We start from the raw sequence: 26,310 nt of genomic DNA on the forward strand, positions 1-26,310 counted from the left end.
AGATCGTCGCGCATGCGGCACCGTGCCCGATCCTCCTGGCATGGCACTTCGATCACGTTCACATCCGCCGTCACCTTCACGTTCGGCCGGGGCGACCAGCGGCCCGGGTCGCGCACCCGCGTCCGACGGACGTGCCCGGCACCGCCGGCCGGCCACTGCCGGTACCGCAAGGGGTACGGGGCCGGGACCGAGGTCCGGTGGGCGGGAGGCCCGGCGGGGGCACCGGCTCCGCGGCGGCCGGGACCGGGACGCCTCGGCGGAGGAGCTCCGGCGTCGGGCGGAGGTGCTGTTCGGGGAGGGATCCGGGCGAGGCACCCGGGGCGCCGGAGGCGCCGGGCGGGCCCGGCGTGTGCCGAGCTGGGCCGTGGGTGGTGAGGACGAGCCGGTGGCGCGGTCCGGGAGGAGCCCGGTCGCAGCCCGGGGCGATGTGGACGTCGGGGAGGTGGGGACGCGGGAGGAGGTCCCCGGGCCGGCCGCCCCGGCCCCGGGCCCGGACCCGGCCCCTGACCCGGTGACGCCGGGGGAGCGCCGGCCGGTCGGGGGCACGGCGCTCGCGCTGCGGGAGCGGTTGCCGTTGTGGGTGCGGACGCGGTGCGGGCTGGAGCGGCGGAGCGTGGTCGCGCTGTCGGTGGTGCTCGTGCTGGCGGTGGGGTTCGCCGCGCAGCACTTCTGGACCGGACGGACCCAGCCCGTGCGGGCCCCGGAGGTGGTGGGAGCGGCCGTGCCCGAGGCCGGGGACGGAGCGGGAAGCACGCCGGTCGCCTCGACGGGGGCCGTCGGCGGGACAGCCGGCACGAGTGCGGGGTCCGGCACGGGCACTGCGGGCGCGGGTGCGGCGGGCACGGCGCTGCCCGAGATCGTGGTCGACGTCGGCGGAAAGGTCCGTGACCCGGGCGTCCACCGTCTCCCGGCCGGCTCACGGGTCGCGGACGCGCTGCGGGCGGCGGGCGGAGTACGGCCCGGGACCAGGACCGACGGGCTCAACCGGGCCCGGTTCCTCGTGGACGGGGAGCAGGTGATCGTCGGCGGCCCCGCGCCGGCGGCGGGGGCCGGTGCGGCACCGGCGGCGGGCGGTCCGGCCGGAGCGGCACCGGGGGCCGGGCCCACGACACCCGTGTCCCTCAGCACCGCGACGCTGGAGCAACTGGACAGCCTCCCGGGGGTCGGCCCCGTACTGGCCCGGCACATCCTCGACTACCGCACCCGCAACGGCGGCTTCCGCTCGGTGGACGAACTGCGGGAAGTGAACGGCATCGGCGACCGCCGCTTCGCGGACCTGCGAAATCTCGTACGGCCATGAGCAGCCCGACGGACCCGACGGACCCTGGGCGGACGGATACGGCACACCCCGTTTCCACGGACCCGCCCGCCCGGCTGTCCGTGCACGCCGCCTCGGGAAAGCGGCTCGGGGTGTCCCGTCCCCGGCAGGAGGGGCCGGCCGACCTGCGGCTCGTACCACCCGCGCTGGCGGCCTGGGCCACGGCGGCGGTGATGCTGCACGCCCCGCCCGGCCTGGTCACGGGCACGGTGATCGCCTCCCTGCTCCTGGCCGCGGTCCTTCTGCCGCCGCGAAACCGCCGGGCGGAGCCCCGGCCTGCGGGGCAGGCGCGTGCGGGGGAACCTGCGGGGCAGGCACGTGCGGGACCCGGACACCCACGCGGACAGGGGCGGTCGCGGGTGTCCGGAGCCGCGGTGCTGCTCTGCGTCGCCGCTGCCGCCGGAGCGGCGGGCCTGCACGGTGCCGATCTGCGGCGGGGCCCGGTGCCGGAGCTGGCGCGGGAGTACGCCCCGGTCACGGCCGAGGTCGAGGTCACCGCCGATCCCCGGCTCACCCGGCCCCGGGCCGGCGCCGGCCACACGGCTCCGACAGCCGTGCTCATCGAGGGAGACGTGCGGCGGGTGGAACCGGAGGGGGGCGGTGCGGCGGCCGTGACCCGGGTCCCGGTGCTGATGACGGTCGACACGCGTTCGGCCCGGCCGGGCCCGCAGGGCGACGGACAGGCGCGGGCGGGGGGTGCGCGGGAGCACGCGCCGTGGCTCGGGCTGCTGCCGTCCACCCGGCTGCGGGTCGAGGGCCGGCTCGCTCCGGCGACGGCGGGCGGTGACCGGTTCGCGGCCGTGCTGCGGGTCAGGGACGACGGGACCGGGCCGCAGACGGTGGAGGAGCCGTCGGCGCCGCAACGGCTGGCCGGACGGCTGCGCGCCGGTCTGCGGGCGGCGACCGACGGCCTGTCGGCGGACGCGCGAGCCCTGCTGCCGGGGCTGGTCGTGGGCGACACCTCCCGCGTCACCCCGGAACTGGAAGAGGCGTTCGAAGAGACCGACCTGACGCACACCTTGGCGGTGTCCGGTGCGAACTTCACGATCCTCCTCGCCCTGCTCCTCGGCCCGCCGGGGCTGGCGCAGTACGCCGAACGCCGCGGTCTCGCGTCCCGCCTCGGCCTCTCGCTGCGCACGACCGCGCTGCTCGGCGGGGCGGTCTCGCTCGCCTTCGTCGTCGTGTGCCGGCCCGATCCGAGCGTGCTGCGGGCCGCCGCCTGCGGATCCGTCGCCCTGCTCGCGCTCGCCACCGGCCGCCGCAGGTCCCTGATCCCGGCACTGGCGACCGCCGTCCTGCTGCTGGTGCTCTACGACCCGTGGCTGGCCCGCAGTTACGGCTTCCTGCTCTCCGTGCTGGCCACCGGCGCCCTGCTCACGCTCGCGCCGCGCTGGAGCGCCGGGCTGCGACGGCGCGGGACGCCCCCACGGCTCGCGGAGGCGCTGGCCGCGGCGGGCGCCGCGCAGGCGGTGTGCGCGCCGGTGGTCGTCGTGCTGTCGGCGCGGGTGAGCCTGGTGGCGGTGCCGTGCAACCTCCTCGCCGAGTTCGCGCTCGCGCCGGCCACCGTGCTGGGCTTCCTGGCCCTGGCCACCGCCCTGCCGGCGCTGCCGGTGGCGAAGACGCTCGCCTGGTGCGCGAGCTGGCCCGTGGAGTGGATCGCGCAGATCGCCCGGACGGGGGCGGCGCTGCCCGGCGCCGGGGTCGACTGGCCGGGCGGCTGGACCGGGGCGGCGCTGCTCGGGGCGCTCACCCTGGCACTCCTGCCGGTCGGCCGGAGACTGCTGCGGCACCCCTGGTGGTGCGGGGCCTGCGCCCTGCTCCTGGTGCTGCTGGTGGTGCAGCCGCCACCGCTGACCCGTGCGGTCACGGGCTGGCCGCCACCGGACTGGCGGATGGTGATGTGCGACGTGGGACAGGGCGACGCGATGGTGCTGGCGGCGGGCGAGGACACCGGGGTGGTCGTGGACGCCGGTCCGGACCCGGCCCTGGTGGACCGCTGTCTGCGCTCCCTCGGTGTCACCCGGATCCCGCTGGTCGTGCTGACCCACTTCCACGCCGACCACGTGGCGGGCCTGCCCGGCGTCCTGCGCGGACGGTCGGTGGGCGGCATCGCGGCCACGGGACTGGAGGAACCCGCCGACCAGGCCCGGTTCGTCCGGAGACTCGCGGCGGACCGGCACCTGCCGGTGACGCGGGCCACCGCGGGGGAGCGGCGGCGCACGGGGGAGCTGTCCTGGGAGGTGGTGTGGCCACCGCCGAACACCGGTCACACGGCCGGCACTTGGCCGGCCCCGGCCCCGGCCCCGGCCCCGGAGGGGCCGAACGACGCCAGTGTGGCCATGCTCGTCCGGACGGCCGGGCTGCGCCTGCTGCTGCTCGGGGACATGGAACCGCCGGCCCAGCGGGCCCTGGCGAGGTCGCCCACGGCGGGGCGGCTGGCGGACGTCGACGTCCTCAAGGTCGCCCACCACGGTTCGGCGTACCAGGATCCGGGCCTCGTACGCCGGTCGGCGCCCCGGCTGGCGCTGATCTCCGCGGGGCGCGACAACTCGTACGGGCATCCGGCCCCGAGCACGCTCGCCGCGCTGCGGGAGGCCGGTAGCGCGGTGCTGCGGACGGACCGGGGCGGGTCGATCGCCGTGCTCGGTGGGGAGGCCGGGGACGGAGAACTGCGGGTGGCGCGACACTGAGGGCATGAGGGAAGCCGCGCACGACGACATGCACGAGCACACGCACGACCACACGGATGTGGGCACGGACGTGGACACGGACAAGGGAGCGGGCGAGGGAGCGCGCCCGGACGCGGGCACGCGAGCGGGCACCGGCGCCGGTCCGGACGCGACGGCGGTCGACGCCTATCTGCGGCGGCTGGGCCTCGGGCGACCGGCCCGGCCCACCGCCGACGCGCTGCGCGAACTGCACCTGCGCCACCTGCGGACCGTGCCCTTCGAGAACCTCTCGGTCCACCTCGGTGAGGAGATCGTGCTCGACGGGGGACGACTGCTGGACAAGGTGGTGAGCGGCCGCCGGGGCGGCTTCTGCTACGAACTCAACGGAGTCTTCGGCACCTTGCTCACCGCCCTCGGGTACGAGGTCACCCTGCTCGCCGCGCGGGTGTACGGCGACGGAGGACGGCTCGGCATCCCGTACGACCATCTCGCCCTGCGGGTACGGACCCAGGACGGCGGCGACCTGCTCGCCGATGTCGGGTTCGGGTCGCACTTCCTGCTGCCGCAGGCGTTCGGGGAGCGGGGGGAGCAGGAGGACCCCGGGGGTACGTTCCGGATCGTCGAGGCGGCGCCGGACGCGGCCGGGGCGCGCGGAGGTCATGACCCCGCCCCGGTCGCGGACCTGGACGTGCTGCGGGACGGGAGGCCGGTGTACCGGCTGGAGCGGCGCCCGAGGGCGCTCGGCGACTTCGTGGCCGGGGCGTGGTGGCACAGCACCTCGCCGCAGTCGCATTTCACCCGGTCACTCGTCTGCTCACGGGCCACCGGGGACGGGGGGAGGATCACGCTCAGCGGCCGCCGGGTCACCGCGACGGCGGCGAACGGCACGCGTGAGGAGCGGGAGTTGGAGACGGACGAGGAGGTGCTCGCGTTCTACCAGGACCGGTTCGGGATCCGCCTCGCCCAGGTGCCGGCGGTGAGAAAACCCCACCGGGGCGGCTGATCGCAGCCGGCTGGGTTTTTAATGGCCGACGTGAGCGATGTGAGACATGTGCTGGTGCTGCCCGACCGCGAGGCCGCGGAAGCGGTGGCGGAGGAGCTCGGCGAGCGCTTCGGCGTCGACGACGAGGAGCCGCGGCTCGTACGGGACGCCCTGGCCGGCGAAGACGACGCGGAGGACGCCCAGTGGCTCGTCGTCCTGCGCGACGAGAGGCGACGGCTGGACCCCGGCGCACTGGACGAGTTCGCGGCGGAGTGGGAGGGCTGGCGGGAAGAACCCTGAGCCGGCACCGTGAGGCCGGGCCGGCGTTGTGGGACGGGGGCGGCACCGTGACGTGAGGAACCACCGCCGTCAGTGGTGCGTGCGATGCTTGTCGCGATGGCCAGGAAGACAGCTCAAGACGACCCTCTCGCCCCGGTGACGCTCGCCGTGGGCCAGGAGGACCTCCTGCTCGACCGCGCCGTGCAGGAGGTGGTGGCCGCCGCGAAGGCCTCCGACGCCGACACGGACGTGCGCGACCTCACCCCGGACCAGCTCCAGCCCGGCACCCTCGCCGAGCTGACCAGTCCCTCGCTCTTCGCCGAGCGCAAGGTCGTGGTCGTACGCAACGCGCAGGACCTGTCGGCCGACACCGTCAAGGACGTGAAGGCGTATCTCGGGACGCCCGCCGAGGAGATCACGCTCGTCCTGCTGCACGCGGGCGGCGCCAAGGGCAAGGGCCTGCTCGACGCGGCGCGCAAGGCCGGGGCGCGGGAGGTGGCCTGCCCGAAGATGACGAAGCCGGCGGACCGGCTGGCCTTCGTACGGAGCGAGTTCCGGGCCACCGGGAGATCGGCCACACCGGAGGCGTGCCAGGCGCTGGTCGACGCCATCGGCAGCGACCTGCGGGAGCTGGCGGCGGCGGTGTCCCAGCTGGCGGCGGACATCGAGGGCACGATCGACGAGGCGGTTGTCGGCCGGTACTACACCGGGCGGGCCGAGGCGTCGAGCTTCACGGTCGCCGACCGCGCGGTCGAGGGCCGGGCGGCGGAGGCGCTGGAGGCGTTGCGCTGGTCGCTGTCGACGGGGGTGGCGCCGGTGCTGATCACGAGCGCGCTGGCCCAGGGCGTACGGGCGATCGGGAAGCTGTCGTCGGCGCGCGGCGGCAGACCGGCCGACCTGGCGCGGGAGCTGGGCATGCCGCCGTGGAAGATCGACCGGGTGCGCCAGCAGATGCGGGGCTGGACCCCCGACGGCGTGTCCGTCGCCCTGCGGGCGGTGGCCGAGGCGGACGCCGGCGTCAAGGGCGGCGGGGAGGACCCGGGGTACGCCCTGGAGAAGGCGGTCGTCACCGTCGCACGCGCGGCCAGGTCGAGGGGCAGGGCGTAGATCCCGCCGTCGTCTTCGGACGTCCCGCACCGTGACAAGCCGAGGACCCCGCTCCACCGCCCGGGGAAGGGCGGTGGAGCGGGGTCCTCGGTGACGCTCGGAGCCCGTACCCGCGTGGCGAACGCAGGCCGCGTACAGGCTCGGGGTGCCGGTCGGGGGCGGAGAGAGAGGGCCCGCCCGGGTCCTTCCGGCGGTCGGATCAGATCCGGTCAGATCAGCGAGTGGTTCAGCCCTTGAGGGACGCGACCTTCAGAGCCAGCGCCGACTTCTTGTTGGCGGCCTGGTTCTTGTGGATGACGCCCTTGGAGACGGCCTTGTCGAGCTGACGCGCGGCAGCGCGCTGGTACTCGGTGGCCTTCTCGGCGTCGCCCGCGGCGGCGGCCTCGCGAGCCTTGCGGATCGCGGTCTTCAGGGAGGACTTGACGGCCTTGTTGCGCAGCCGGGCCTTCTCGTTGGTCTTGTTCCGCTTGATCTGGGACTTGATGTTCGCCACGAATGAGCCTCTACAGGTTCTGGTACGGGGCCGCACGGGTCCCGTACCGGTGAATTTCTTGAGACGTGCCCCGCGCCCGGAGGGCACAGAGACACAGCCCCCCACGGTACCAGCGGCCCGACGGGCGGCCCAAACCCGCCCCGGCCGGGCGCCGGTACAGGCCCTGGTGCAGGCCCCGGCCCGGCCCCTGCCGGACCTCCGGTCCCCACCCGGGGCACCACGCCCCCCGCCCGTGGGACCATGGAAGCTACGTATCGATCCGATCCGACCCGAGACCGCAGACACTGCGGACGCCTCAAGAATCAGGACCCTGCGTGCCCGCGACCCCCAGCCACGTGCCCGAGCCGAGCCGTACCGACCCGGCTCTGATCCGCAACTTCTGCATCATCGCGCACATCGACCACGGCAAGTCCACGCTCGCCGACCGGATGCTCCAGCTGACCGGTGTGGTCGATCAGCGGCAGATGCGCGCCCAGTACCTCGACCGCATGGACATCGAGCGTGAACGCGGCATCACGATCAAGTCCCAGGCGGTGAGGCTGCCGTGGGCGCCCACGGACGACAAGGGCAGCACGCGCATCCTCAACATGATCGACACGCCGGGGCACGTCGACTTCACCTACGAGGTGTCGCGGTCGCTCGCCGCCTGCGAGGGCACGGTCCTCCTGGTGGACGCCGCGCAGGGCATCGAGGCCCAGACCCTCGCCAACCTGTACCTGGCGATGGAGAACGACCTCACGATCATCCCGGTGCTCAACAAGATCGACCTGCCGGCCGCGCAGCCCGAGAAGTTCGCCGAGGAGCTCGCCAACCTGGTCGGCTGCGAGCCCGACGACGTGCTGAAGGTGTCCGCGAAGACCGGTCTCGGTGTCGAGGCGCTGCTGGACAGGGTGGTCGCCGACGTCCCCGCCCCGGTCGGCGTCAAGGACGCCCCGGCCCGCGCGATGATCTTCGACTCGGTGTACGACTCCTACCGCGGTGTCGTGACGTACGTCAGGGTCATCGACGGCCAGCTCAACAAGCGCGAGCGCATCCGGATGATGTCCACGGGCGCGACGCACGAGCTGCTGGAGATCGGCACCAACTCGCCGGAGATGCTGTCCGCCGACGGCCTCGGCGTCGGCGAGGTGGGCTACCTCATCACCGGTGTGAAGGACGTCCGCCAGTCGAAGGTCGGTGACACCGTCACCAGCCAGCACAAGGGGGCCGAGGAGGCGCTCGGCGGCTACAAGGACCCCAAGCCCATGGTGTTCTCGGGCCTGTACCCGCTGGACGGATCCGACTACCCCGAGCTGCGCGAGGCGCTGGACAAGCTCCAGCTCAACGACGCCGCCCTGGTCTACGAGCCGGAGACCTCCGCCGCCCTCGGCTTCGGCTTCCGCGTCGGCTTCCTCGGCCTGTTGCACCTCGACGTGATCCGCGAGCGCCTCGAGCGCGAGTTCGGGCTCGACCTGATCGCCACCGCGCCGAACGTCGTCTACCGCGTGGACATGGAGGACGGCACCGAGCACATCGTCACCAACCCGAGCGAGTTCCCCGAGGGGAAGATCGCCGAGGTGTACGAGCCGGTCGTGCGCGCCACCCTCCTGGCGCCCAGCGAGTTCATCGGCTCGATCATGGAGCTGTGCCAGACCCGGCGCGGTGTCCTGCTCGGTATGGACTACCTCTCCGAGGACCGGGTGGAGATCCGCTACACCCTCCCGCTCGCCGAGATCGTCTTCGACTTCTTCGACCAGCTGAAGTCCAAGACCCGCGGCTACGCCTCCCTCGACTACGAGCCCACCGGCGAGCAGACCTCCAGCCTGGTGAAGGTCGACATCCTGCTGCACGGCGACAAGGTGGACGCGTTCTCCGCGATCACCCACAAGGACCAGGCGTACGCCTACGGCGTGCGGCTCGTCGCCAGGCTCAAGGAGCTGATCCCGCGGCAGGCCTTCGAGGTGCCGGTGCAGGCCGCCATCGGCTCCCGGGTGATCGCCCGCGAGACCATCCGCGCCATCCGCAAGGACGTCCTCGCCAAGTGCTACGGCGGTGACATCTCGCGCAAGCGCAAGCTGCTGGAGAAGCAGAAGGAGGGCAAGAAGCGGATGAAGATGGTGGGCTCCGTGGAGGTCCCGCAGGAGGCCTTCATCGCCGTCCTCTCCAGCGACGACAACGCGGGGTCGGGCAAGGCCAGGAAGTAACCGCGGGTCACCGGAGGCTGCCGGGGGAGAGCCCGCCGAAGACCCGGAGCGGAGCGAGGCCCGTCGTGCGCGCGTACGACGGGCCTCGGCGCGTCCGCGCCGGTTCCGCAGCGGTTCCCCGGCGGGTTCGTCGTCCGCCCGTCAGGGGATTATCTGTACGAAGTGACAGGCCGTGGCCCCTTACGCAGCCGCCGGTGGGCCTCTACTCTGTCCCTGCCCGGCGGTTACTCGCGAGTTAAACAAGGGTACGACAGCGTAACCGGCCGAACACCACCCGCATGTCAGCCGTACACCAGCCGCATCTGAGCCAGCCGCACCGTCGCGGGTCCCGGAGGATGTCTTGAGCGACACACAGACTTTGATCGAGAACCGGCCGCCGAGCGTGGCGACCCTCTTCCTGGAGCGTGTCGCCGCCACACCGGACGCCGAGGCGTACCGCTGTCCCGTCCCGTCCGCCTCGGGCGAGGGCCCCGACGACTGGAAGTCCCTCACCTGGGCCCAGGCCGCCGAACGGGTGAACGCCATCGCGGCCGGCCTGATCGAGCTGGGCGTGAACCCGGAGGAGCGGGTGGCCCTCGCGTCCGCCACCCGGGTCGAATGGGTCCTCGCCGACCTCGGCATCATGTGCGCGGGCGCCGCCACCACCACGGTCTACCCGCAGACGAACATCGAGGAGTCCGCGTACATCCTGTCGGACTCCGACAGTCGGGTGCTGATCGCGGAGAACGCCGAGCAGGTCGACAAGGTCGCGGCGAAGCGCGCCGAGCTGCCCCACCTCGGCCACGTCGTGGTCATCGACGCGGCCGGCGTCGAGACGGACGACTGGGTGATCAGCCTCGCCGAGCTGGAGCGCCGCGGCACGGCCCGGCTGGAGAAGGACGCCGGGCTGGTCAAGGAGCGGGTCGCCGCGATCACCAAGGACCAGCTGGCCACCCTCATCTACACCTCGGGCACCACCGGCCGCCCCAAGGGCGTCCGCCTGCCGCACGACAACTGGGCGTACATGGCGAAGGCGATCGCCGCGACGGGCCTCGTCCACCCGGACGACGTGCAGTACCTGTGGCTGCCGCTCGCGCACGTCTTCGGCAAGGTCCTCACCTCGGGCCAGATCGAGGTCGGTCACGTCACCGCCGTCGACGGCCGCGTCGACAAGATCATCGAGAACCTGCCGGTGGTGCGGCCGACCTACATGGCGGCCGTCCCGCGCATCTTCGAGAAGGTCTACAACGGGGTCGCCGCCAAGGCGCGGGCCGGCGGCGGTGCCAAGTACAAGATCTTCCAGTGGGCCGCGGGCGTGGCCCGCGAGTACGCCAAGGTCACCCAGGACAACTTCCGCCGCACCGGCACCGCCGGCGCCCCCTTCGGCCTCACCGCCAAGCACAAGGTCGCCGACAAGCTGGTCTACGCCAAGATCCGCGACGCGTTCGGCGGCAACCTGCGCGCCTGCGTCTCCGGTTCGGCGGCCCTCGCGCCCGACATCGGCTACTTCTTCGCCGGCGCCGGGATCCACATCCTGGAGGGCTACGGACTCACCGAGTCCTCCGCGGCCTCCTTCGTCAACCCCGGCGAGGCCTACCGCACCGGCACCGTCGGCAAGCCGCTGCCCGGCACCGAGGTGCGCGTCGCCGACGACGGCGAGATCCTGCTGCGCGGCCCCGGCGTCATGGAGGGCTACCACGGGCTGCCCGAGAAGACCGCCGAGGTCCTGGAGTCCGACGGCTGGTTCCACACCGGTGACATCGGCGAGCTGTCGCCCGACGGCTACCTGCGGATCACCGACCGCAAGAAGGACCTCATCAAGACCTCCAGCGGCAAGTACATCGCGCCCGCCGAGGTCGAGGGCCAGTTCAAGGCGGTGTGCCCGTACGTCTCCAACATCCTGGTGCACGGCGCCGACCGGAACTACTGCACCGCCCTCATCGCCCTCGACGAGGCGGCCCTCGCGGCCTGGGCGCAGGAGAACGGCCTGGAGGGCAAGCCGTACGCGGAGATCGTCGCCGCGCCCGCCACGGTCGAGATGGTCGGCGGCTACGTCGAGCAGCTCAACGAGGGCCTCCAGCGCTGGCAGACCATCAAGAAGTTCCGCATCCTGCCCCGCGACCTCGACATCGAGCACGGCGAGATCACCCCGAGCCTGAAGCTGAAGCGCCCGGTGGTGGAGCGCCAGTACAAGCACCTGATCGACGAGATGTACGCGGGCGCCCGGGAGGCGTGACCGGCACAGTCTGACGCGCGGGACGGGGGTGGAGTCCCGGACCCGGCCGACTGGCCGGGTCCGGGACTCCACCCCCTCGCCGTCTCCCGGTCCCCCGTCGTTGTCCTCTGTCCGTGCCTCCCCGCTCACTGCGGCCAGGTGCACGCCAGGGTGGGCCGTGGGCACGGGATTCCGGGGGACGCAGGGGTTCATATGGACTGCCGGCGAAGGCAGTGACAGAGGAAGCCCGTGCGTAAAGGCGTGGCCTGACGGGCCGACGGCCGCTAGGCTCAAAGATCCTCAGGAGCCCTCGACGAACCGGACCACGGACTCGGGGCGGACAGCTATCAGAGAGAGCGTACTCACCCGATGAGTGCAGATGGCGCGGCACGGACGCCGGATCCCGGACTTGCCGAACTCGCCCGGAATTCCCGCAACTTCGGATTCCTGTACGACCATCTGGCGCTGCTCGTCGCCTACGGCACTGCGGCCGAGGCCTACGTCTTCACCGACCCGAACACCTCGCTCATCAAGTCCCGCCAGTTCGGCGAGGCCCTCGCCGCTGACCTCGTTCTCCGGGGCCGGGTCCAGTACGCGGGCAGCAAGCAGATCGAGCGGCTGGCGGCTCTGGACCGAGAGGGCTACCTGCACGGCAACGTGAAAAACGCCTTTCACGAGGTCCGAGTGCTGGGCAACAAGGCCAGTCACGACGGCTACGACGACCCCGACGACGCGTTCCGGGCGCTGCGGACCTGCCACCGCCTGGGCGTCTGGTACTACCGGCTGCTCACCGCCTCCCGGGACCAGCGGACCTTCGTCCCGCCGGACCCGGACCGCACGCCGGCCGCCGAGAACCGTGCGCTGCGCGCGCAGGTGGCCGAGTCGCGTCGTGCCCTTCAGGAGGCACGCCTCAGCTACGCGGGCCAGGCGAGCCAGGCGCAGGCCGAGCAAACCGCACGCACCGCCGCCGAGCAGGAGCTGGCCGCCGCCACCGCCGAGCGCGAGGAGCTGGCCCGCCAGGTCGAGGCCATGCGCGACCGGCTCGCGGCCCTCCAGCAGACACAGTCCGCCGACGACAACCGCCTGCTGTACGCACGGGCCACCAGCCCGGCTGCCGCATCCGAAGCAGTGGCCGAACGCGCCCGGCTGCTGGACAACGCAGAGCAGGCCGCCCGCGAGCCGCTCACCGAGGCCCAGGTGCGCGTACGCCTGGACGAGATGCTCACCGAGGCGGGCTGGAGCGTCCAGGACGCGGGCGCCGACCTCAACCTGTACGTGCAGGGCGACCGACGGGGCAGTGGCGTCGCCGTCCGTGAGGTGACCACCGCGACCGGCCGCGCCGACTATGCCCTGTACGTGGAGCGCAAACTGGTCGGCGTGATCGAGGCCAAGCGGGAGGGCGCCGACCTCACCGCCGCCCAGGAACAGGCCGACCGGTACGCGGACCACCCCACGGACGCACAACAGCGCCTGATCGCCTGGCGCACACCCCTCCCCTTCCGCTATGTCTCGGACGGCGGTGAGACCCGGTTCCGTAACGCCCTCGACCCGGATTCCCGCACCCGGCGCATCTTCTCCTTCCACCAGCCCCGCACCCTGGCCCGGTGGATCCGTCAGGCGGAGCAGGACCCGCAAGCCCCGTCCTACCGGGCCCGGTTGCGCTACCGGATGCCTGACCTCGACGAACGCCCGCTCCGTCCCGCCCAGATCAAGGCGGTGCGCGAGGTCGAGAAGTCCGTCGCGTTGGGCAAGGGTCAGCAGGGCACTGGTCAGTCACGCTCCCTGGTGCAGATGGCGACCGGAGCAGGCAAGACGTACACGGCCGTCACGTTCGCCTACCGGATGCTCAAGCACGCCCAGGCGGAGCGTGTGCTGTTCCTGGTGGACCGCAACAACCTGGGCGCCCAGGCGCAGACCGAGTTCGAGAACTTCGTCACCCCCGACACCAACCGCACCTTTGCCGACCTGTACAACGTGCAGCGCCTCGGTGCCGAGGGCATGAATCCGTCCGCGAAGGTCGTCGTCTCCACCGTGCAGCGCCTCTACATGGAGCTCACGGGCGCGAGCGTGCCCCCGCGACCGGACTCGGCGGAGGGCGAGGAGGACCACTCCTACGACGTGGCCGCGGACATCTCCGTCGGCTACAACGCGAACATCCCGCCGGAGTCCTTCGACCTGATCGTCGTCGACGAGTGCCACCGCTCCATCTACGGCAAGTGGCGTTCCGTCCTGGAGTACTTCGACGCGCCGATCGTCGGCCTGACCGCGACACCCGTCGCCCAGACCTTCGGCTACTTCAACGGCAACCTGGTCAGCGAGTACACCTACCAGGAGGCGGTCGCCGACGGCGTCAACGTCGACTTCCAGGTGTACGAGATCCTCACCCGGATAACGGGGGAGGGCGGCGCCATCGCCCGCGGCATCATCCCCGTCCGCGACCGGCGCACCCGGCGACAGCGCTACGAGGACTTCGACGAGGACGTCATCTACGGCGCCAAGGAAGTCGGCGTCGGCGTGATCAGCAAGGATCAGCTGCGCACGGTGATCCGCACCTTCCGGGAGCGCCTGTTCAGCGAGATCTTCCCCGAGCGCGCCAAACGCGACCGGCAGACCGGCGAACTGCTGTGGGGCGAGATGTACGTCCCCAAGACGCTCATCTTCGCCAAGAACGACAACCACGCCGAGGAGATCGTCGAGGTCGTCCGGGACGTCTTCGGCAAGGGTGACGACTTCTGCGCGAAGATCACCCACGCGGCGAGGAAACCCGCCGAACGTCTCTCCGCCTTCCGTAACCTGCCGCAACTGCGCATCGCGGTCACCGTCGACATGATCGCGACGGGGACGGATGTCAAGCCGCTGGAGTGCCTGCTGTTCCTGCGGGACGTCAACAGTTGGGCCTACTTCGAGCAGATGAAGGGCCGGGGCGCCCGAACCCTGTCGCTGACCGAGTTCGAGCGGGTCACGCCGGGCGTCGGCCCCAAGACGCACTTCGTGATCGTCGACGCGGTGGGGGTGACCCGCAAGGAGAAGGTGGACGCGGGTCCGCTGGAGCAGCACACGGAGAAGGACCTCAACCTCGAAAAGCTCCTGCGTCTCACCGCGCGGGGTCTCGTGGAGGACGCGCGCGTCTCCACTTTGGCCTCGCGTCTCGCCAAGCTCGATCTCCAGATGACGGACGAGGAACGGGCGGAGATCGAGACCCTCAGCGAGGGCGTTCCGCTGAAGACCGTCGTGCACAACATGGTCAAGGCCGTCGCCGTCGACGAGCAGGCCAAGATCCGGGAAGCCGCGGAACGGCTCGGGCTCGACCCGGACGAGGCCGTCAGGGCTGCGGTGGTCCGTGCCCTGCAGCCACTGGCGTCCAACCCGCCGCTCCGCAAACGGCTGCTGGAGATGCGCCGCGCGAAGGACATCCTGTACGACGAGACCAGCCGCGACGCCCTTGTTTCCGCCGGCGCGGTCGCGGAGGACGAGTCGACGGCCCGGGACACCGTCCGTGACTGGAAGGTGTACGTGGACGAGCACCGGGACGAGATCGCGGCGCTCTCACTCGCCTTCGCCGCCGGATCGCAGGTCCCGCCGCGCGAGGCATTGCGGCGCCTCAAGGACCTCGCGCGGTCCGTGGCCCGCCCGCCGCGCGCCTGGACGGCGGACCGGCTGTGGCGTTCCTACGAGAAGGTGGGCGAGGCCGTGACGGCCGACCGCTCCGGCGCCCGGACGGCGGTCGATCTGCTTGCCCTGCTCCGGTACGAACTCGACGGCGGCGCGGAGAACGGCGCGGACCGGCCACGCCCGCACGGGGAGGCAGTACGGGAGCGGTACGCGGGGTGGCTGGCGAGGCAGGAGCAGGCCGGTGTGACCTTCACCGACAACGAGCGCTGGTGGCTCGACCACATCGCCACCGCCACGGTCAAGCATGTACGCTTCGACACCGCCGACCTCGACTACGCCCCGTTCATCAAGCGGAACGGCACGGACGGCTTCCTCGCGGAGTTCGGCGAGACGAGGGCGGAAGAAATCCTCGACGAACTGGACAGGGAGCTGGGCGCGTGACGCTGGGGCTGAGTGCGGCTGCGGGGGATGGGGCCGAGGGGGCTTCGGGGGAGCTTCCGGCGGGGTGGGTGCGGGCGACGGTTGCCGAGCTGTGTGACGTCAATCCTCGCGGCTTCGACGAGGAGCCCGAAGACGATGATCTGATCTCTCAGGTGCCCATGGCAATGGTCGAGGCCGGGACGGGGCGCCTGGATGCCTCGATGCAGGTGCGGTACGGAGACTTCAAGAGGAAATCCCTGACTCGCTTCCAGGAGAACGATGTTCTCTTCGCGAAGATTACGCCGTGCATGGAGAACGGGAAGATTGCGCAGGCGCAGGCGCTGGCTGGTGGTCGAGCTCTCGGTAGCACCGAATTTCACGTTCTTCGCAGTCGGGGGGCTGTCCTTCCCGAATACTTGATGCACTATCTCCTGCAGCGCTCGGTGCGAATGGTTGCTGAACAGTACATGTCTGGCGCTGTGGGGCAACGGCGTGTGCCTCGCCCCTACCTTGAATCACTTGAGATTCCTGTGCCGCCGATTCCTGAACAGTATCGGATCGTTGCCGAGGTTGAGCGGCAAATCGCACGGCTCGAAGTAGGCGAGGAAGCGGCAATGACTGCGCTTTCCAGCGCTGTGATGCTGGCCGAGCAGGTGTCCAGCCTGGGATCTCGTGGATGCTTGGAAATGGACAAACGCTTTCCCGCTGCATTGGTGAAGGCTGACATCGACGACGGGATGATTCCTGATCTTCCCGTCGGTTGGAAGTGGGCACGACTGGGGCAGGTGGCGTCAGTAGTCGGCGGAGTGACCAAGGACAGTAAGCGTCAAGGTGACCCAGACTATGTGGAAGTCCCCTATCTGCGCGTTGCCAATGTTCAGCGCGGTGAAATAGTGCTGGACAAGGTGACGACTATTCGTGTTCCACCGGAGAAGGCAGAGGTGCTTCGCCTGAAGCATGGCGATGTGCTCCTCAATGAAGGTGGCGACAGGGATAAACTCGGGCGTGGTTGGGTTTGGGAGGGGCAAATCGACAACTGCATCCACCAGAATCACGTGTTCCGGGCGCGCGTGGTCAACGAAGAAATTCACCCCAAACTCTTGGCATGGCATGCAAACGGCTTCGGTAAAGCCTGGTGTGACCGCAACGGCACTCAGTCTGTCAACCTGGCATCGATCAGCCTGCGGAAGATCAAGCTGCTTCCTGTGCCGATTCCGCCCCGAGAGATCCAGGAAGAGCTCGTGAAAACGATCGAGATGCACCTGGAAGGCGTGGCGGTTGCTCGGGCGATGGCGGAAGGCGCGCTGTCGAGAGCCCAGAACCTCCGCGCCTCCCTCCTCCACACGGCCTTCACCGGTGCCCTGGTACCTCAGGACCCTGCCGACGAACCGGCATCAGTACTGCTCGACCGGATCCGCGCTGAGCAGAAGGCGAAGCCTCCCCGTAAGCGCACCGCACGCAAGCCCCGTTCCACCCCGCCCGGTCAGGAAGAACTGCCCTCATGAGCACCACCCCCGCTCCAGTGAACAGCGCCACGTCTCCCCGCCGGTCCGCCGGAGAGACGACCTCGACACTCGTCAACCGGCTCTGGTCGTACTGCGAGCTGCTCCGGCACTCCGGCGTCTCCACCCTCGACTACGTCGAGCAGCTGACCTACCTCCTCTTCCTGAAGATGGCCGACGAGCGTGCCAAGCGCCCGGCGAGGTTTCGTAGGAATGAGCCCGAGGAGGCGCTCGTCCCCGAGGGCCTGGACTGGCCCAGCCTCACCAGCCGGTCGGCCGAGGACCTCTTGGAGCACTACGAGCACATTTTGCGGGAGCTCGGCCGCAAGGGCGGCACCATGCTCGGCGAGGTCTTCACCAAGGCGCAGAACAAGATCCACGAACCGGCCGTCCTGGACCGGCTTGTCAAGGACCTGATCGACCCCCACACCTGGACCCGCGAGAACCAGGACCTCAAGGGCGACGCCTACGAAGGCCTCCTCCAGCGCGGTGCCGAGGACCGCAAGACCGGAGCCGGCCAGTACTTCACCCCCCGCCCGCTCATCGACGCCATGGTCGACTGCGTGCAGCCCAAGCCCGGCGAGTCGGTCACCGACCCCGCGTGCGGCACCGGCGGCTTCCTCATCGCCGCGCACGCCCACATCGCCGAGCGCTACGAGGACGAGCTCTACGGCGACCAGGCCCGCAAGCTCCAGACGGGCGCCATCACCGGGTACGAACTGGTCCGGGAGACCGCCCGGCTGGCGCTGATGAACATGCTTCTGCACGGCATCGGCACCTCCGAGGGCCGCCCCCTCATCACGGTCCAGGACTCCCTTGCGAAGTCGCCCCACAAGTTCTACGACATCGTGCTCGCCAACCCGCCCTTCGGCGTGGGATCGGTGACCGGCGAGGCCTACACCGCCCGTAAGGACTTCTGGACGCAGACCACCAACAAGCAGCTCAACTTCGTCCAGCACATCTACACCCTGCTGAAGACGAACGGCCGGGCCGCGCTCGTCCTGCCGGACAACGTCCTGTTCGAGGGCGGCGCCGGTGTGGAGATCCGCCGCCGCCTGCTGGAGCTCACCAATGTCCACACGCTGCTGCGGCTGCCCACCGGCATTTTCTATGCCAACGGCGTCAAGGCGAACGTCCTGTTCTTCGACAAGGTCCCGCCCCGTCCCGGCGGCAAGCCCGCCACCAAGCAGCTCTGGGTCTACGACTTCCGCACCGACCAGAGCTTCACCCTCAAGCAGCGCGCCCTGCGCCGCGAGCACCTCGACGACTTCGTCGCCGCCTTCCACTCCGGAGGCAAGGACTACTCGGCCCGGAAGCCCAGTGAGTGCTTCCAGCCTTATGAGTACGATGAGTTGATCGCACGCGACAAGGTCAACCTCGACCTGACAGTGCTTCAGTCCGCCTCCGCTTCCTCCGCCCCGCTCGCGCCTCCGGACGTGATCGCTCAGGAGATCGTGGATGAACTGGAAAGCGCTCTCGCCGAGTTCACTGCCGTCGCCCAGGCCCTGAAGAAGGCCGTGGGCACGGCCGCCGGTCCCGAAACGGACCAGGTCGAGGGCGACCCCACGAACAGCACCACTACTGGCACCACCGAAGAGACAGACCAGGAGCGGTAGTCCGGCTCTCGGCCCCTTTGGCCACCCGGCCCAGAGGTCCCGTCGGCGGCCACTCCGCCAAACGGGACGGAACGGCGTGTGGGCCCGTACACGCGTACGGGCCCACACGCCGTTCCGGGACAGGCACAGGGACTGGGTGAAACATGGTCAACGGGCTCGGCAACGGCGTGACGGGAACGGCCGCAGGGGGTGCGCCGGAGAGACTCTGGACCGGAGAGGACATTGCCGTACGGCTCCTGAGGTTCTACGACGAGAAGACCAGCACCCGTGCCATCACGCGCCTCCAGTTCGTGGAGCACGTCGGCTACCTGCTCTTCCTGAAGCTGGACCATGAGCGCTCACAGCGGCCGGGACGGTTCGCCCGCAAGTCCGTTGCCCCCGAAGGAGCCTGGCCGAAGCTCACGGACCTCGGCGGGGACGCCCTGCACAGCGGACTCACCGATCTCATGCGTGAGCTCGACGACCAGGCACCCAGCCGCTCCGACCGGCGGGTCGCCGGCATGGTCTTCCGCGACGCCCAGCCCTGGGACCTCGGCCGCATGGCCGAACTCGCCAAGCTGATCACGGAGCAGATAGACCACTACCAGTGGCGGCTCATACCCCAGACCGAACTGGGGCGTGCCTTCACCATCATGCTGCGCGCCTGCCGGGAGGACATCGACCGAAAGATCGACACCGGTCAGACGCTGACCCCGTTTCCCGTCCTGAACGCTGTCGTCAAGATCCTCGACGTAGGGCCCGACGACATCGTCATCGACCCGGCCTGCGGCACCGGCTCCACGCTCATCGCGGCCTACCAGGAGATGCAGTCCACCGACCCGGCCGCCATTGCCGGAGCGGACCTGGACGCCCAGATGTGCCGGCTCGCCACCCTGAACATCCTGTTCAACACGGGCCGCCCTTTCTCTGACCCCGCGCCGGTGAAGCTCGCGGACACCCTCACGCACAAGGTCCCCGTGGTGCGGGAAGACAGCACGCTCCCCACCGTGGCCATCTGCAACCCGCCCTTCAGAAGCGACGGCGTGGTGCCCAACGCCACCATGCGCGACGACTTCCTTGCCTACGGAGACTTCCCCACCAACTTCCTCCAGCACCTCATGGTCACTCTGGGGTCAGGGGCGCGGGCTGCGGTGTTCGTGCCCGACGGTGTGCTGTTCGGCGCAGGCGCGGCAGCCACCGCAAGGCGCGCGCTGCTGAAGAACTGCGACGTGCACACGCTCCTGCGGCTGCCCACCGGGATGTTCCACCGCAAGGGAGTGAAGTCGAACATCCTCTTCTTCACCAAGTCCACCCCTAAGCCGAACGGCCAGCCCGTCACGCAGAACCTGTGGGTCTACGACGCCCGCACGGGCAACCATCGCACGGACACCGGGAACCCGGTCACGGAGGCCGACTTCGACGACTTCGTCGCCGCGTGTATGCCTGGTGGGGACATCACCGAACGCACCGAGTCGGAGCGCTTCCGTCGCTACCCGGTGAACGAGCTGCTGGACCACCCGGCCGTGACCTTCGACCTGAAGGCCAACCTCGCGCCGGAGGTGGACGACTTCGGCTCCCCGAAGGAGATCGCCACCGGGATCGCCGATCTGCTGGACACCGCCGCAATGCACTTCCGTGAGGTTGCGGAGGCTTTGCCGTAGATAGAAGTGGGAGGCTACTGCGCCCAGCAGCCCTCCCCGTGTTCGCTCAGCCAGCCGCGGCGAAGGCCACGAACGTGGCCCAACCGTCTGCCCGCACGGAGAGGTGCGGCCGGTGCACGTCCTTGGAGTCACGGACATGGATTACGACGGTGTCGACCGCGACCTCCACGCACTCGCCCCCCTCGTTACCGCTGTAGCTGCTCTTGCGCCAGACGAGCTGTCGGAAGCTCTCAGCACTCATCGTCGGTCTGCATCCTCTCGATCAGAGCCAGAGACTCTCGCGGAGTGAGTGCCTGGGCCCCGATACTGCCGTAGCGTGCGGCCAGAATACGGACCTCGTCCATGTCCGTGGCCAGACGTGCGACAGCCTGTACTTCTGTGTACCCCACCTGAGGCTTTCCCTTTGGTGTCAGCAAGGTGAAAGAACCGCCCATACAGGCATGCTCGGATCGGTTTGTGGGCATCACCTGCAACTCGACTGTGCGGAACCGTCCGAGTTCGAGTAGCCGGGACAACTGCTCCTTGTGGACCTCTGGGCCGCCGATCGGTCGACGAAGTACTACCTCTTCGATCACGGCAGTCACCATGGGCGGGGGCCATTCGGTCAGGATGTGTTGGCGGTCCGTCCTTGAGGTCACTCGCTGTTCGATGGTCTCCTCTGTCAGTAAGGGCTTCCGCATCTCGTACAGCGCCCGGGTTCGCCGTTCGGTCTGGAACAGCCCGGGGACGTCATGGTTGTTGTAGAAGTTGACCTCAACCGCCTCCGCCTCCAGCCGCGCATAGTCCCGGAACCAAGCCGGGTGCCGGACTCGTGCACGTGCCTTGGCCCGCGCCACGTCCTCCTTCGTCGCCTTCAGGAGTCCGCCCGCATCGAGCAGGTCGTCCGCCGCGTCGAGGAACTCGGGCTGAGGCGTTCTGCGGCCCCGTTCCAGGGACGAGACCTGGTCCTCGCCGTACCCCAGCCGGTCGCCCAACTCCTTTTGGGTCAGGCCGGCGCGCTCCCGCAGGAGTTTGACCTGTCTGCCGACAGCCCGGTTCAGGTCGATGAGGCCGTCCGCGTCCTCCGAGGGCTCGGGGCGGCCTTCGGTGTCGTTCTGACGGGGTCCCGATGTCATCACGCTTCCCCCAACTCACCTGCCCCCGCCCGGTTGCTCCCGTCAGAACGGACACGCAACCGTCAGCAGCGGTACAGGTGCGTGCTGTACCGGTGGTTCTTCTGGTCGGCGTACGACCAGTCGGCCACGCTCTGTCACATGAAGTACGAAATCCGTGACCGATCCTGTCCGCCCCGCCGACTTCCCGCGCCCGCCCCCTTCCGTCAGCAGTTCAGCTCGACCAGATGCGGAGCACGGCTTGCTTGTCTCCTCGCGGCTCAACAGTTGGCGGACTGGGGGTGGGCCAGGGGCGGCGAATACCTGGAGGCCGCCGAGCTGGTGGTGGGTGAACTCGCCGCGAACGCGGTCACCCACGGCCGCGTGCCCGGCAGGGACTTCCTGCTCACGATGACGCTGGTCAGGCCCCAGGAGAGCGGCTCCGGCACCCTCCGGATCGAGGTGGCGGACAGCAGGGGAGAGCGGCTGCCCTTCCCGGCGCCGGAGCCCTGCCCGGACGGAGAGCACGGCCGTGGACTGGTCCTCGTGAGCGCGCTCGCGGCCCGGTGGGGCGTCGTACCCCGGTCGCCCTCGGGAAAGACCGTATGGGCCGAGCTGCCAAGTCCGCCGGGATGAGGCGGCGCGTGATCTCAACTGCCTGCCTCGCCCCTCTGCCCGACGATTACGACAGGTGCTCGTCCTCGGCCGCCTCCGCGGCTGCGATCCGCTGCCACAGCCGCTCCGCGATCTCGACCAGCGTTCCCTCACCCGGCACCCGCCACTGCTTGGGCCCCTGGACCGCGCTCCACTGCTCCTTCCAGTCGGCCTCGTTCCACATCTGGGAGACCAGCCCCGTCGGCGAGTAGCGCTTGCCGTCGGCTTCCCAGAGGAGCGGCGACTTGCGGTCGTTCACCCAACTCGCGCGGCGACGCCGGGGGTCGGCGTTGAGCCAGGCGCCGATGGCGAGTTCCTCGACGGCGCTGGGGGCGTACTCCAGACGCGTACCCTCCTCGATCGCGTCGTGGTCGACCAGCAGCCGCACGGTCTGGGGCCTGCGCTGTCGTGTCCGCCCGGCGGTCTTCAACAGCGCAGCCAGGTTCATGGGGGAGTCGGGCCCGGCGCCGCGGTCCAGTGTGCCCAGCACCGCCGAGGCCAGGCGCGCACAGCGCTCCTCGTTCGCGAAGGTGCTGGTGACGAAGCTCTTGGGGGTGAAGAGGTGGTCGACCATGCTGATGAGACAGGCCAGTACGGCGCTCACCTGGTTCGGGACATCCGCGAGTACGCCTGCCCACTCGCTGTCGGAATCGTCGAACCGTTCCCGCCCGATGCGCTGGAAGACCAGATGGGCCACCAGGAGCCCACCACTGTCCACGACAGCGGCCGGGCGTCCGGTGAGCTTCGCCCGCGTCGTCGTCAGCTCGTCACGTACCACCCGGAACACCTGGACCGCACGCCAGATCTGCTGAGCGCTCGGCTGCTGCCCGAAGAGACGCGTGTAGGCACCGCTCGGCCCCTCGCTCCACAGGGCGTTGGTCGATCCCTTGACCCGCACGGCGAGCGACGAGTCGCGGTGCATGCAGGCCAGGGCGGTGGCCGCCTCCGTGACCGAACAGCCCGACTCGGGTGCGGGGTCCAGCTCGCCGCGACGGAAGACGTACTCCTTGTCGAGGGAAATGCGGAAGTCCTTTTGGATCTCCCCCTGGACCGGGTCGATCGCGATGAAGTCCCGGCGCTCCATGTGGTTCTGCGTGTTGGTGGCCTTGGTGATGGAGCGGCCGAACCCTTCCGGTGTCCCGTCCAGAGAGATGACGCGCACCATCACGTACGCCTCCCCGCTGGCGTCCGCGTCCTTCTCGTACGCCCGGAACGCGGAGGTCACCGTCTGTGCGCCGTTGACGACGCTGGCGTTGGTCAGCGTGAGGACGGTCGGCTGTCCCACCGCCCGCTTGAAGGGGTACTCCTGGGCAATCTCGTCACACTGCACGGTGATGCCGTTGTGACGGTAGAGGAAGCCCTCCGGGTCCTCCAGCATCGAGTCGACCATGGTCTGGTTGACTCCGGTCAGCCCGAGCGAACGGCGGACGTTACGGTCGTACAGGCGTTCTCCGTGCCCCTCACCCTCGCCCTTGCCGCCGTACCAGCGGGCCAGCTGATCGGCGCTGACCTCGCCGATCACCGCCTTGAACGGTGTCTCGCGGGCGTACCACTCGCGGTTCATGGTCGCCTTGAGTGTGATCGGTTGCGGCTCGAGGTCTTCCCGGACGGCCCGGTGGAAGTCGGCCTGGCTCACCACCCGGTACGCGACGGTCCGGCCGAGTCCGCCGAATTCCCGGGCGGCCTCGTCCAGGATGTCGCGGGTCTCCTGGGAGAGGCGGCCGTCGCCCATGAGGGCAATGACCAGGTTGACCTTGCAGGTGGGAAGCTGGAGGACACCGTGCACGCGGTCCGACAGGAGTTGCAGTCGCTCGTTGAAGTGGTCGAGGTCGCGATTGTCGAGCTTCTTGAGCCCGTGGACCAGCTTGAGGGCGGCTTCCGTGTCGAAGCCGGCCGTCCCCTTGTCCTTCCACTTGGCCTGGACGAGGTAGATCTCCGAGCCCGAAGCGGAGAACGCCACACAGTCGATGCCGAAGTCGTCGCGGCCGTCGATGACTCCGGCTGCCGCCTCTTCCGATGTGCAGTCCGTGAGGATCCGGGCCGCCTTCGCCGAGACCGCCCGCGACAGCAGAGCAGTTTCACGCTCCTTGGGATCCTTCTTCACGAAGTCGTCCATGGAGATGGTCTCCCCGAACTCCTTCAGCAACGCCTTCCTGATGTGCTGAACCTCCAGCGGCATGTTCTGCCCGCCCTGCGTCATGCATCCCCCAACATCGAGGTCTCGACCAACCGGGCAGTTTAACCACATCAGATGATTGCTAACCGGCCAAATGGCCTATTCTGTAAGTGATTTGATGGTAGCGAAGGTATCTTGTGGGCTAAAATAAAACCGGTCGACCTGTTTGATTTCCTGCGGGCACCGGTTGCGCGATGCCCTGCCCGGGCTGAACGCGCACACGCTCTGCCGCAGTGCCCCCGGCGACGAGATGCCGTTCTGGGCGATGGCCTGGGGTCCACCGGTCGCGTCGGTGTATTCCCGCACCGCCAAGGTCCACGAGCCCCTGGGAGACCACCGGGCCGCCGCCGAGCAGTACGCGCTGGCCGCCACGGCCCGCCCGGCGGACACCTATGCGCGGATCGTTGCCCTGGACCTGGTGGCGGGCGCGGAGATGCACCTCAAGCGCGGCAGCATCGAGCAGGCGTGCGCCACCTGGCACCGGGCCATCGACCACATGGGCGGTGTCCGCTCCGTCCGTACCCGCAAGGCGGTCTCCCGTATGCGCGGCGACCTCGCACGCTTCCGGGCCCGTGGCCTGCGGTGCGTGGCCGAGCTCGACGAACGGGGGCGTGACTTCCTCGCTGGCGTCTGACCTCAGCGGCACCCGGAGAAACGGCGGACGACCGGCTCCAGGTAGCCCGCGTGCGGACCGGTCAGAACAGCCAGTTCGTCCGGTGAGCGCAGCAGGGCGATGTCGTCGAGTTCAGGTTCGCGGCCCTGGGCGCATTCGGCTGCCGCGGCAGCGGTGAAGTCCGCGCGCAGCGTTGCCTCGGGAAGGGCCGGAGCGAGGTAGGTCAGGCCGACACTGCCGTTCTCGCCGCGGGTGACGACCCACAGCTTCAGGTCCTCGGGTGCCGCACCGGTCCCCAACTCCTCGACCAGTTCCCGCGCGGCCTGGCCGGCCAGTGCCGGCTCGTCCAGCACCGCCCCGCCCTGGGGAGGCTCCACGGACCCCCCTGGCAGCTGCCAGCGGCCCGGGGTGGCCGTGGAGGGCGACATCCTCGCCACCAGCACACGGCCGTCATCGGTCGGCTGGACGACGTTCACGAACAACGAGGGCAGCGCAGTGGCGCCGGAAACGCGACGCAAGGCGTAGTGCCGGTAGGTCACACGCACCCACGACAGACGCAGGACGCGCGAGCCCGCCCATTCCAGTCCCCCACACGCCACCACAGGCCCGTCGAAGAGGGCGGGGTTGGCCCGGACCGCCATGTTCCACACCCGGTCCCGGGCCTCGGCGTCCTGGGGCGGCAGCGGCGGCTCCGCAGCTTCGGTCAAGAGGAGCCGTTCAACGTCGAAAAGGTCAACGCCCGCAGGGGGCAGTCTCTCGCTCACCGGCCCATCGTAGAACCCGCCCCACTCCTGCCCGCCACGAGTGCCTGCTCGTCCTTCAGCAGCGTCCAGAGCTCAACCGGCGTCGTTTGTGGCCGGTGACAGAGTTCTTACCGGCACCCCGAGTTCCACGGAGTCCGGGGCTCTTGTCCCAGAGAGATTGGTCCGGCCTGCCCACAGTCCGAGAGGGCCGCTTTCCGGCGGCCCGGCAGTGAGATCGGACAGGTGTCAGGGCCACAGCAGTTGCTTGGTCCGCCCGTCGGGTGAGGACAGGTAGGCGAGCCTGGTGTGGCGGCGCTGCTTGTCGCCCTGCCAGAACTCCACCGACTCCGGGCGCACTGAGTACAGCGTCCAATGGGGCGCCACGAGGTCCGGCTCGCTCTTGATCCGCGTGAGTGATGCCTCCACCTGCGCGTCCCTTTCGGCCAGATCCGCGAGCGGTTGCGATTGCCGACCGAGCAGGGCTTCCGCCCGTGCCCCCGCGCCGCGGGCGAGGAAGTCCGCAGCGCACAGTTCTGGGGTCTCTCGCACGACCGGTCCGCGCACCCGGACCTGGCGGGCGAGCGGTGCCCAGTAGAAGGTCAGCGCCGCATAAGGGCGGGCGGCGAGGTCCCGGCCCTTGAGGCTGCTCGCGTCCGAGGCGAATTGCCAGCCCTCAGGCTCACGTCCTTGAGGATGAGTACGCGGGCGGTCGGATCACCCTTGGCGTCCGCCGTGGCCAGCGTCATGGCATGCGGCTCCTGCACCCCGGCGCTCAACGCCTTGAGCAACCACTCGGTGAACAGTTCGAACGGCGTGTCCGGCGCAGTGGACGGGTCGAACCCGGGAAGCTCGCCGGCGAAGACCTCGATGTCCCGCAGCGTCTGACGCAGGTCGGCCGCGCCGGTCACGTTCCACTCCCTCGGTCGTGATCGCTCAAGTCGAACTGAACCTATCAACTCGCATGATCCTCAAGCTGATTGTGGTGGATCACGCCGTTGCATCCCCGAGGTGCCGGACA

Annotated in this window: 18 protein-coding genes and 1 pseudogene; 13 read left to right on the forward strand and 6 right to left on the reverse strand. The window is 70.0% G+C overall.

The genetic code is table 11. From position 1 onward, the window contains the following. Nucleotides 1-40: 40 nt before the first annotated feature. The 5 genes from TU30_RS20550 to holA all read left to right on the forward strand — a co-directional run bounded on the left by TU30_RS20550 (nucleotide 41) and on the right by holA (nucleotide 6,355). Nucleotides 41-1,300 carry a ComEA family DNA-binding protein gene (locus TU30_RS20550; protein WP_042172044.1) on the forward strand — a complete coding sequence of 420 codons (1,260 nt, stop codon included), beginning with the start codon at nucleotides 41-43 and terminating at the stop codon, nucleotides 1,298-1,300. Beyond that, on the forward strand, nucleotides 1,297-4,008 hold the full coding sequence (locus TU30_RS20555; RefSeq protein ID WP_078878397.1) for a ComEC/Rec2 family competence protein: 2,712 nt from the start codon (nucleotides 1,297-1,299) through the stop codon (nucleotides 4,006-4,008). The genes TU30_RS20550 and TU30_RS20555 overlap by 4 nt, the downstream gene beginning before the upstream one ends. 4 nt (nucleotides 4,009-4,012) lie before the next feature. Continuing rightward, complete coding sequence (locus TU30_RS20560; protein WP_234307925.1) at nucleotides 4,013-4,990, forward strand: arylamine N-acetyltransferase; 978 nt, start codon at nucleotides 4,013-4,015, stop codon at nucleotides 4,988-4,990. Between the two features lie 30 nt (nucleotides 4,991-5,020). Further along, nucleotides 5,021-5,269, forward strand: a complete 249-nt coding sequence (locus TU30_RS20565; protein ID WP_078878410.1) for a hypothetical protein — start codon at nucleotides 5,021-5,023, stop codon at nucleotides 5,267-5,269. Nucleotides 5,270-5,365: 96 nt separating this feature from the next. After that, the gene (gene holA / locus TU30_RS20570; protein ID WP_199816878.1) at nucleotides 5,366-6,355 is read left to right on the forward strand and encodes a DNA polymerase III subunit delta; all 990 of its coding nucleotides are present in this window, start codon (nucleotides 5,366-5,368) and stop codon (nucleotides 6,353-6,355) included. 226 nt (nucleotides 6,356-6,581) lie between these two features. Here holA and rpsT read toward each other — a convergent pair whose 3' ends face one another. After that, entirely contained in the window at nucleotides 6,582-6,848 is a 267-nt protein-coding gene (rpsT, locus tag TU30_RS20575) for a 30S ribosomal protein S20 (RefSeq protein ID WP_042172054.1), read from the reverse strand. Between the two features lie 314 nt (nucleotides 6,849-7,162). Between rpsT and lepA the strand changes: the two genes are divergently transcribed. The 6 genes from lepA (at nucleotide 7,163) to TU30_RS20610 (ending at nucleotide 20,015) form a co-directional block, all read left to right on the forward strand. Continuing rightward, nucleotides 7,163-9,031, forward strand: a complete 1,869-nt coding sequence (gene lepA / locus TU30_RS20580) for a translation elongation factor 4 (protein WP_042172056.1) — start codon at nucleotides 7,163-7,165, stop codon at nucleotides 9,029-9,031. Between the two features lie 340 nt (nucleotides 9,032-9,371). Continuing rightward, on the forward strand, nucleotides 9,372-11,246 hold the full coding sequence (locus tag TU30_RS20585) for a long-chain fatty acid--CoA ligase (RefSeq protein ID WP_042172058.1): 1,875 nt from the start codon (nucleotides 9,372-9,374) through the stop codon (nucleotides 11,244-11,246). 348 nt (nucleotides 11,247-11,594) lie between these two features. Then, nucleotides 11,595-15,278 (forward strand): DEAD/DEAH box helicase family protein, encoded by a 3,684-nt coding sequence (locus tag TU30_RS20590; RefSeq protein WP_078878398.1) that lies wholly within the window; start codon nucleotides 11,595-11,597, stop codon nucleotides 15,276-15,278. Continuing rightward, nucleotides 15,275-16,762: a restriction endonuclease subunit S gene (locus TU30_RS34345; protein ID WP_078878399.1), complete on the forward strand. Its 1,488-nt coding sequence runs from the start codon at nucleotides 15,275-15,277 to the stop codon at nucleotides 16,760-16,762. Before TU30_RS20590 ends, TU30_RS34345 begins: the two co-directional genes overlap by 4 nt. After that, nucleotides 16,759-18,375 (forward strand): class I SAM-dependent DNA methyltransferase, encoded by a 1,617-nt coding sequence (locus TU30_RS20605; RefSeq protein ID WP_042172064.1) that lies wholly within the window; start codon nucleotides 16,759-16,761, stop codon nucleotides 18,373-18,375. The genes TU30_RS34345 and TU30_RS20605 overlap by 4 nt, the downstream gene beginning before the upstream one ends. Before the next feature lie 143 nt (nucleotides 18,376-18,518). After that, nucleotides 18,519-20,015, forward strand: coding sequence for a class I SAM-dependent DNA methyltransferase (locus tag TU30_RS20610; protein ID WP_042172066.1), 1,497 nt, complete (start codon nucleotides 18,519-18,521; stop codon nucleotides 20,013-20,015). A 46-nt stretch (nucleotides 20,016-20,061) separates the two neighbouring features. Here the strand turns inward: TU30_RS20610 and TU30_RS20615 are convergent, their stop codons facing one another. After that, nucleotides 20,062-20,256 (reverse strand): DUF397 domain-containing protein, encoded by a 195-nt coding sequence (locus TU30_RS20615; RefSeq protein ID WP_042172068.1) that lies wholly within the window; start codon nucleotides 20,254-20,256, stop codon nucleotides 20,062-20,064. Beyond that, nucleotides 20,246-21,130 carry a helix-turn-helix transcriptional regulator gene (locus TU30_RS20620; RefSeq protein WP_042172070.1) on the reverse strand — a complete coding sequence of 295 codons (885 nt, stop codon included), beginning with the start codon at nucleotides 21,128-21,130 and terminating at the stop codon, nucleotides 20,246-20,248. Before TU30_RS20620 ends, TU30_RS20615 begins: the two co-directional genes overlap by 11 nt. 264 nt (nucleotides 21,131-21,394) lie before the next feature. Here TU30_RS20620 and TU30_RS20625 point away from each other — a divergent pair, with 264 nt between their 5' ends. After that, the gene (locus tag TU30_RS20625; protein WP_370626677.1) at nucleotides 21,395-21,742 is read left to right on the forward strand and encodes an ATP-binding protein; all 348 of its coding nucleotides are present in this window, start codon (nucleotides 21,395-21,397) and stop codon (nucleotides 21,740-21,742) included. Nucleotides 21,743-21,788: 46 nt separating this feature from the next. Here the strand turns inward: TU30_RS20625 and TU30_RS20630 are convergent, their stop codons facing one another. Beyond that, nucleotides 21,789-23,960: an AIPR family protein gene (locus TU30_RS20630; protein ID WP_042172072.1), complete on the reverse strand. Its 2,172-nt coding sequence runs from the start codon at nucleotides 23,958-23,960 to the stop codon at nucleotides 21,789-21,791. A gap of 163 nt (nucleotides 23,961-24,123) precedes the next feature. Between TU30_RS20630 and TU30_RS20635 the strand changes: the two genes are divergently transcribed. After that, nucleotides 24,124-24,570, forward strand: coding sequence for a hypothetical protein (locus TU30_RS20635; protein WP_052479871.1), 447 nt, complete (start codon nucleotides 24,124-24,126; stop codon nucleotides 24,568-24,570). 2 nt (nucleotides 24,571-24,572) lie between these two features. On the opposite strand, the gene TU30_RS20640 is transcribed toward TU30_RS20635, so the two are convergent. After that, a complete protein-coding gene (locus tag TU30_RS20640; protein WP_370626678.1) occupies nucleotides 24,573-25,256 on the reverse strand; it encodes an NUDIX domain-containing protein in 684 nt (227 codons plus the stop codon). A 282-nt stretch (nucleotides 25,257-25,538) separates the two neighbouring features. Continuing rightward, nucleotides 25,539-26,200, reverse strand: a pseudogene (locus TU30_RS20645) (pyridoxal 5'-phosphate synthase). Between the last annotated feature and the right edge of the window lie 110 nt (nucleotides 26,201-26,310).

Origin of the sequence: Streptomyces sp. NBRC 110035, assembly GCF_000829695.1 — a bacterium.
GTDB lineage: Bacteria > Actinomycetota > Actinomycetes > Streptomycetales > Streptomycetaceae > Streptomyces.

Coding starts and splice junctions, on each gene's coding strand:
- TU30_RS20550 (WP_042172044.1), top strand. CDS start 41: ATGGCACTTCGATCACGTTCACATCCGCCGTCACCTTCACGTTCGGCC.
- TU30_RS20555 (WP_078878397.1), top strand. CDS start 1,297: ATGAGCAGCCCGACGGACCCGACGGACCCTGGGCGGACGGATACGGCA.
- TU30_RS20560 (WP_234307925.1), top strand. CDS start 4,013: ATGAGGGAAGCCGCGCACGACGACATGCACGAGCACACGCACGACCAC.
- holA (WP_199816878.1), top strand. CDS start 5,366: ATGGCCAGGAAGACAGCTCAAGACGACCCTCTCGCCCCGGTGACGCTC.
- TU30_RS20590 (WP_078878398.1), top strand. CDS start 11,595: ATGAGTGCAGATGGCGCGGCACGGACGCCGGATCCCGGACTTGCCGAA.
- TU30_RS20605 (WP_042172064.1), top strand. CDS start 16,759: ATGAGCACCACCCCCGCTCCAGTGAACAGCGCCACGTCTCCCCGCCGG.
- TU30_RS20610 (WP_042172066.1), top strand. CDS start 18,519: ATGGTCAACGGGCTCGGCAACGGCGTGACGGGAACGGCCGCAGGGGGT.
- TU30_RS20615 (WP_042172068.1), bottom strand. CDS start 20,256: ATGAGTGCTGAGAGCTTCCGACAGCTCGTCTGGCGCAAGAGCAGCTAC.
- TU30_RS20620 (WP_042172070.1), bottom strand. CDS start 21,130: ATGACATCGGGACCCCGTCAGAACGACACCGAAGGCCGCCCCGAGCCC.
- TU30_RS20630 (WP_042172072.1), bottom strand. CDS start 23,960: ATGACGCAGGGCGGGCAGAACATGCCGCTGGAGGTTCAGCACATCAGG.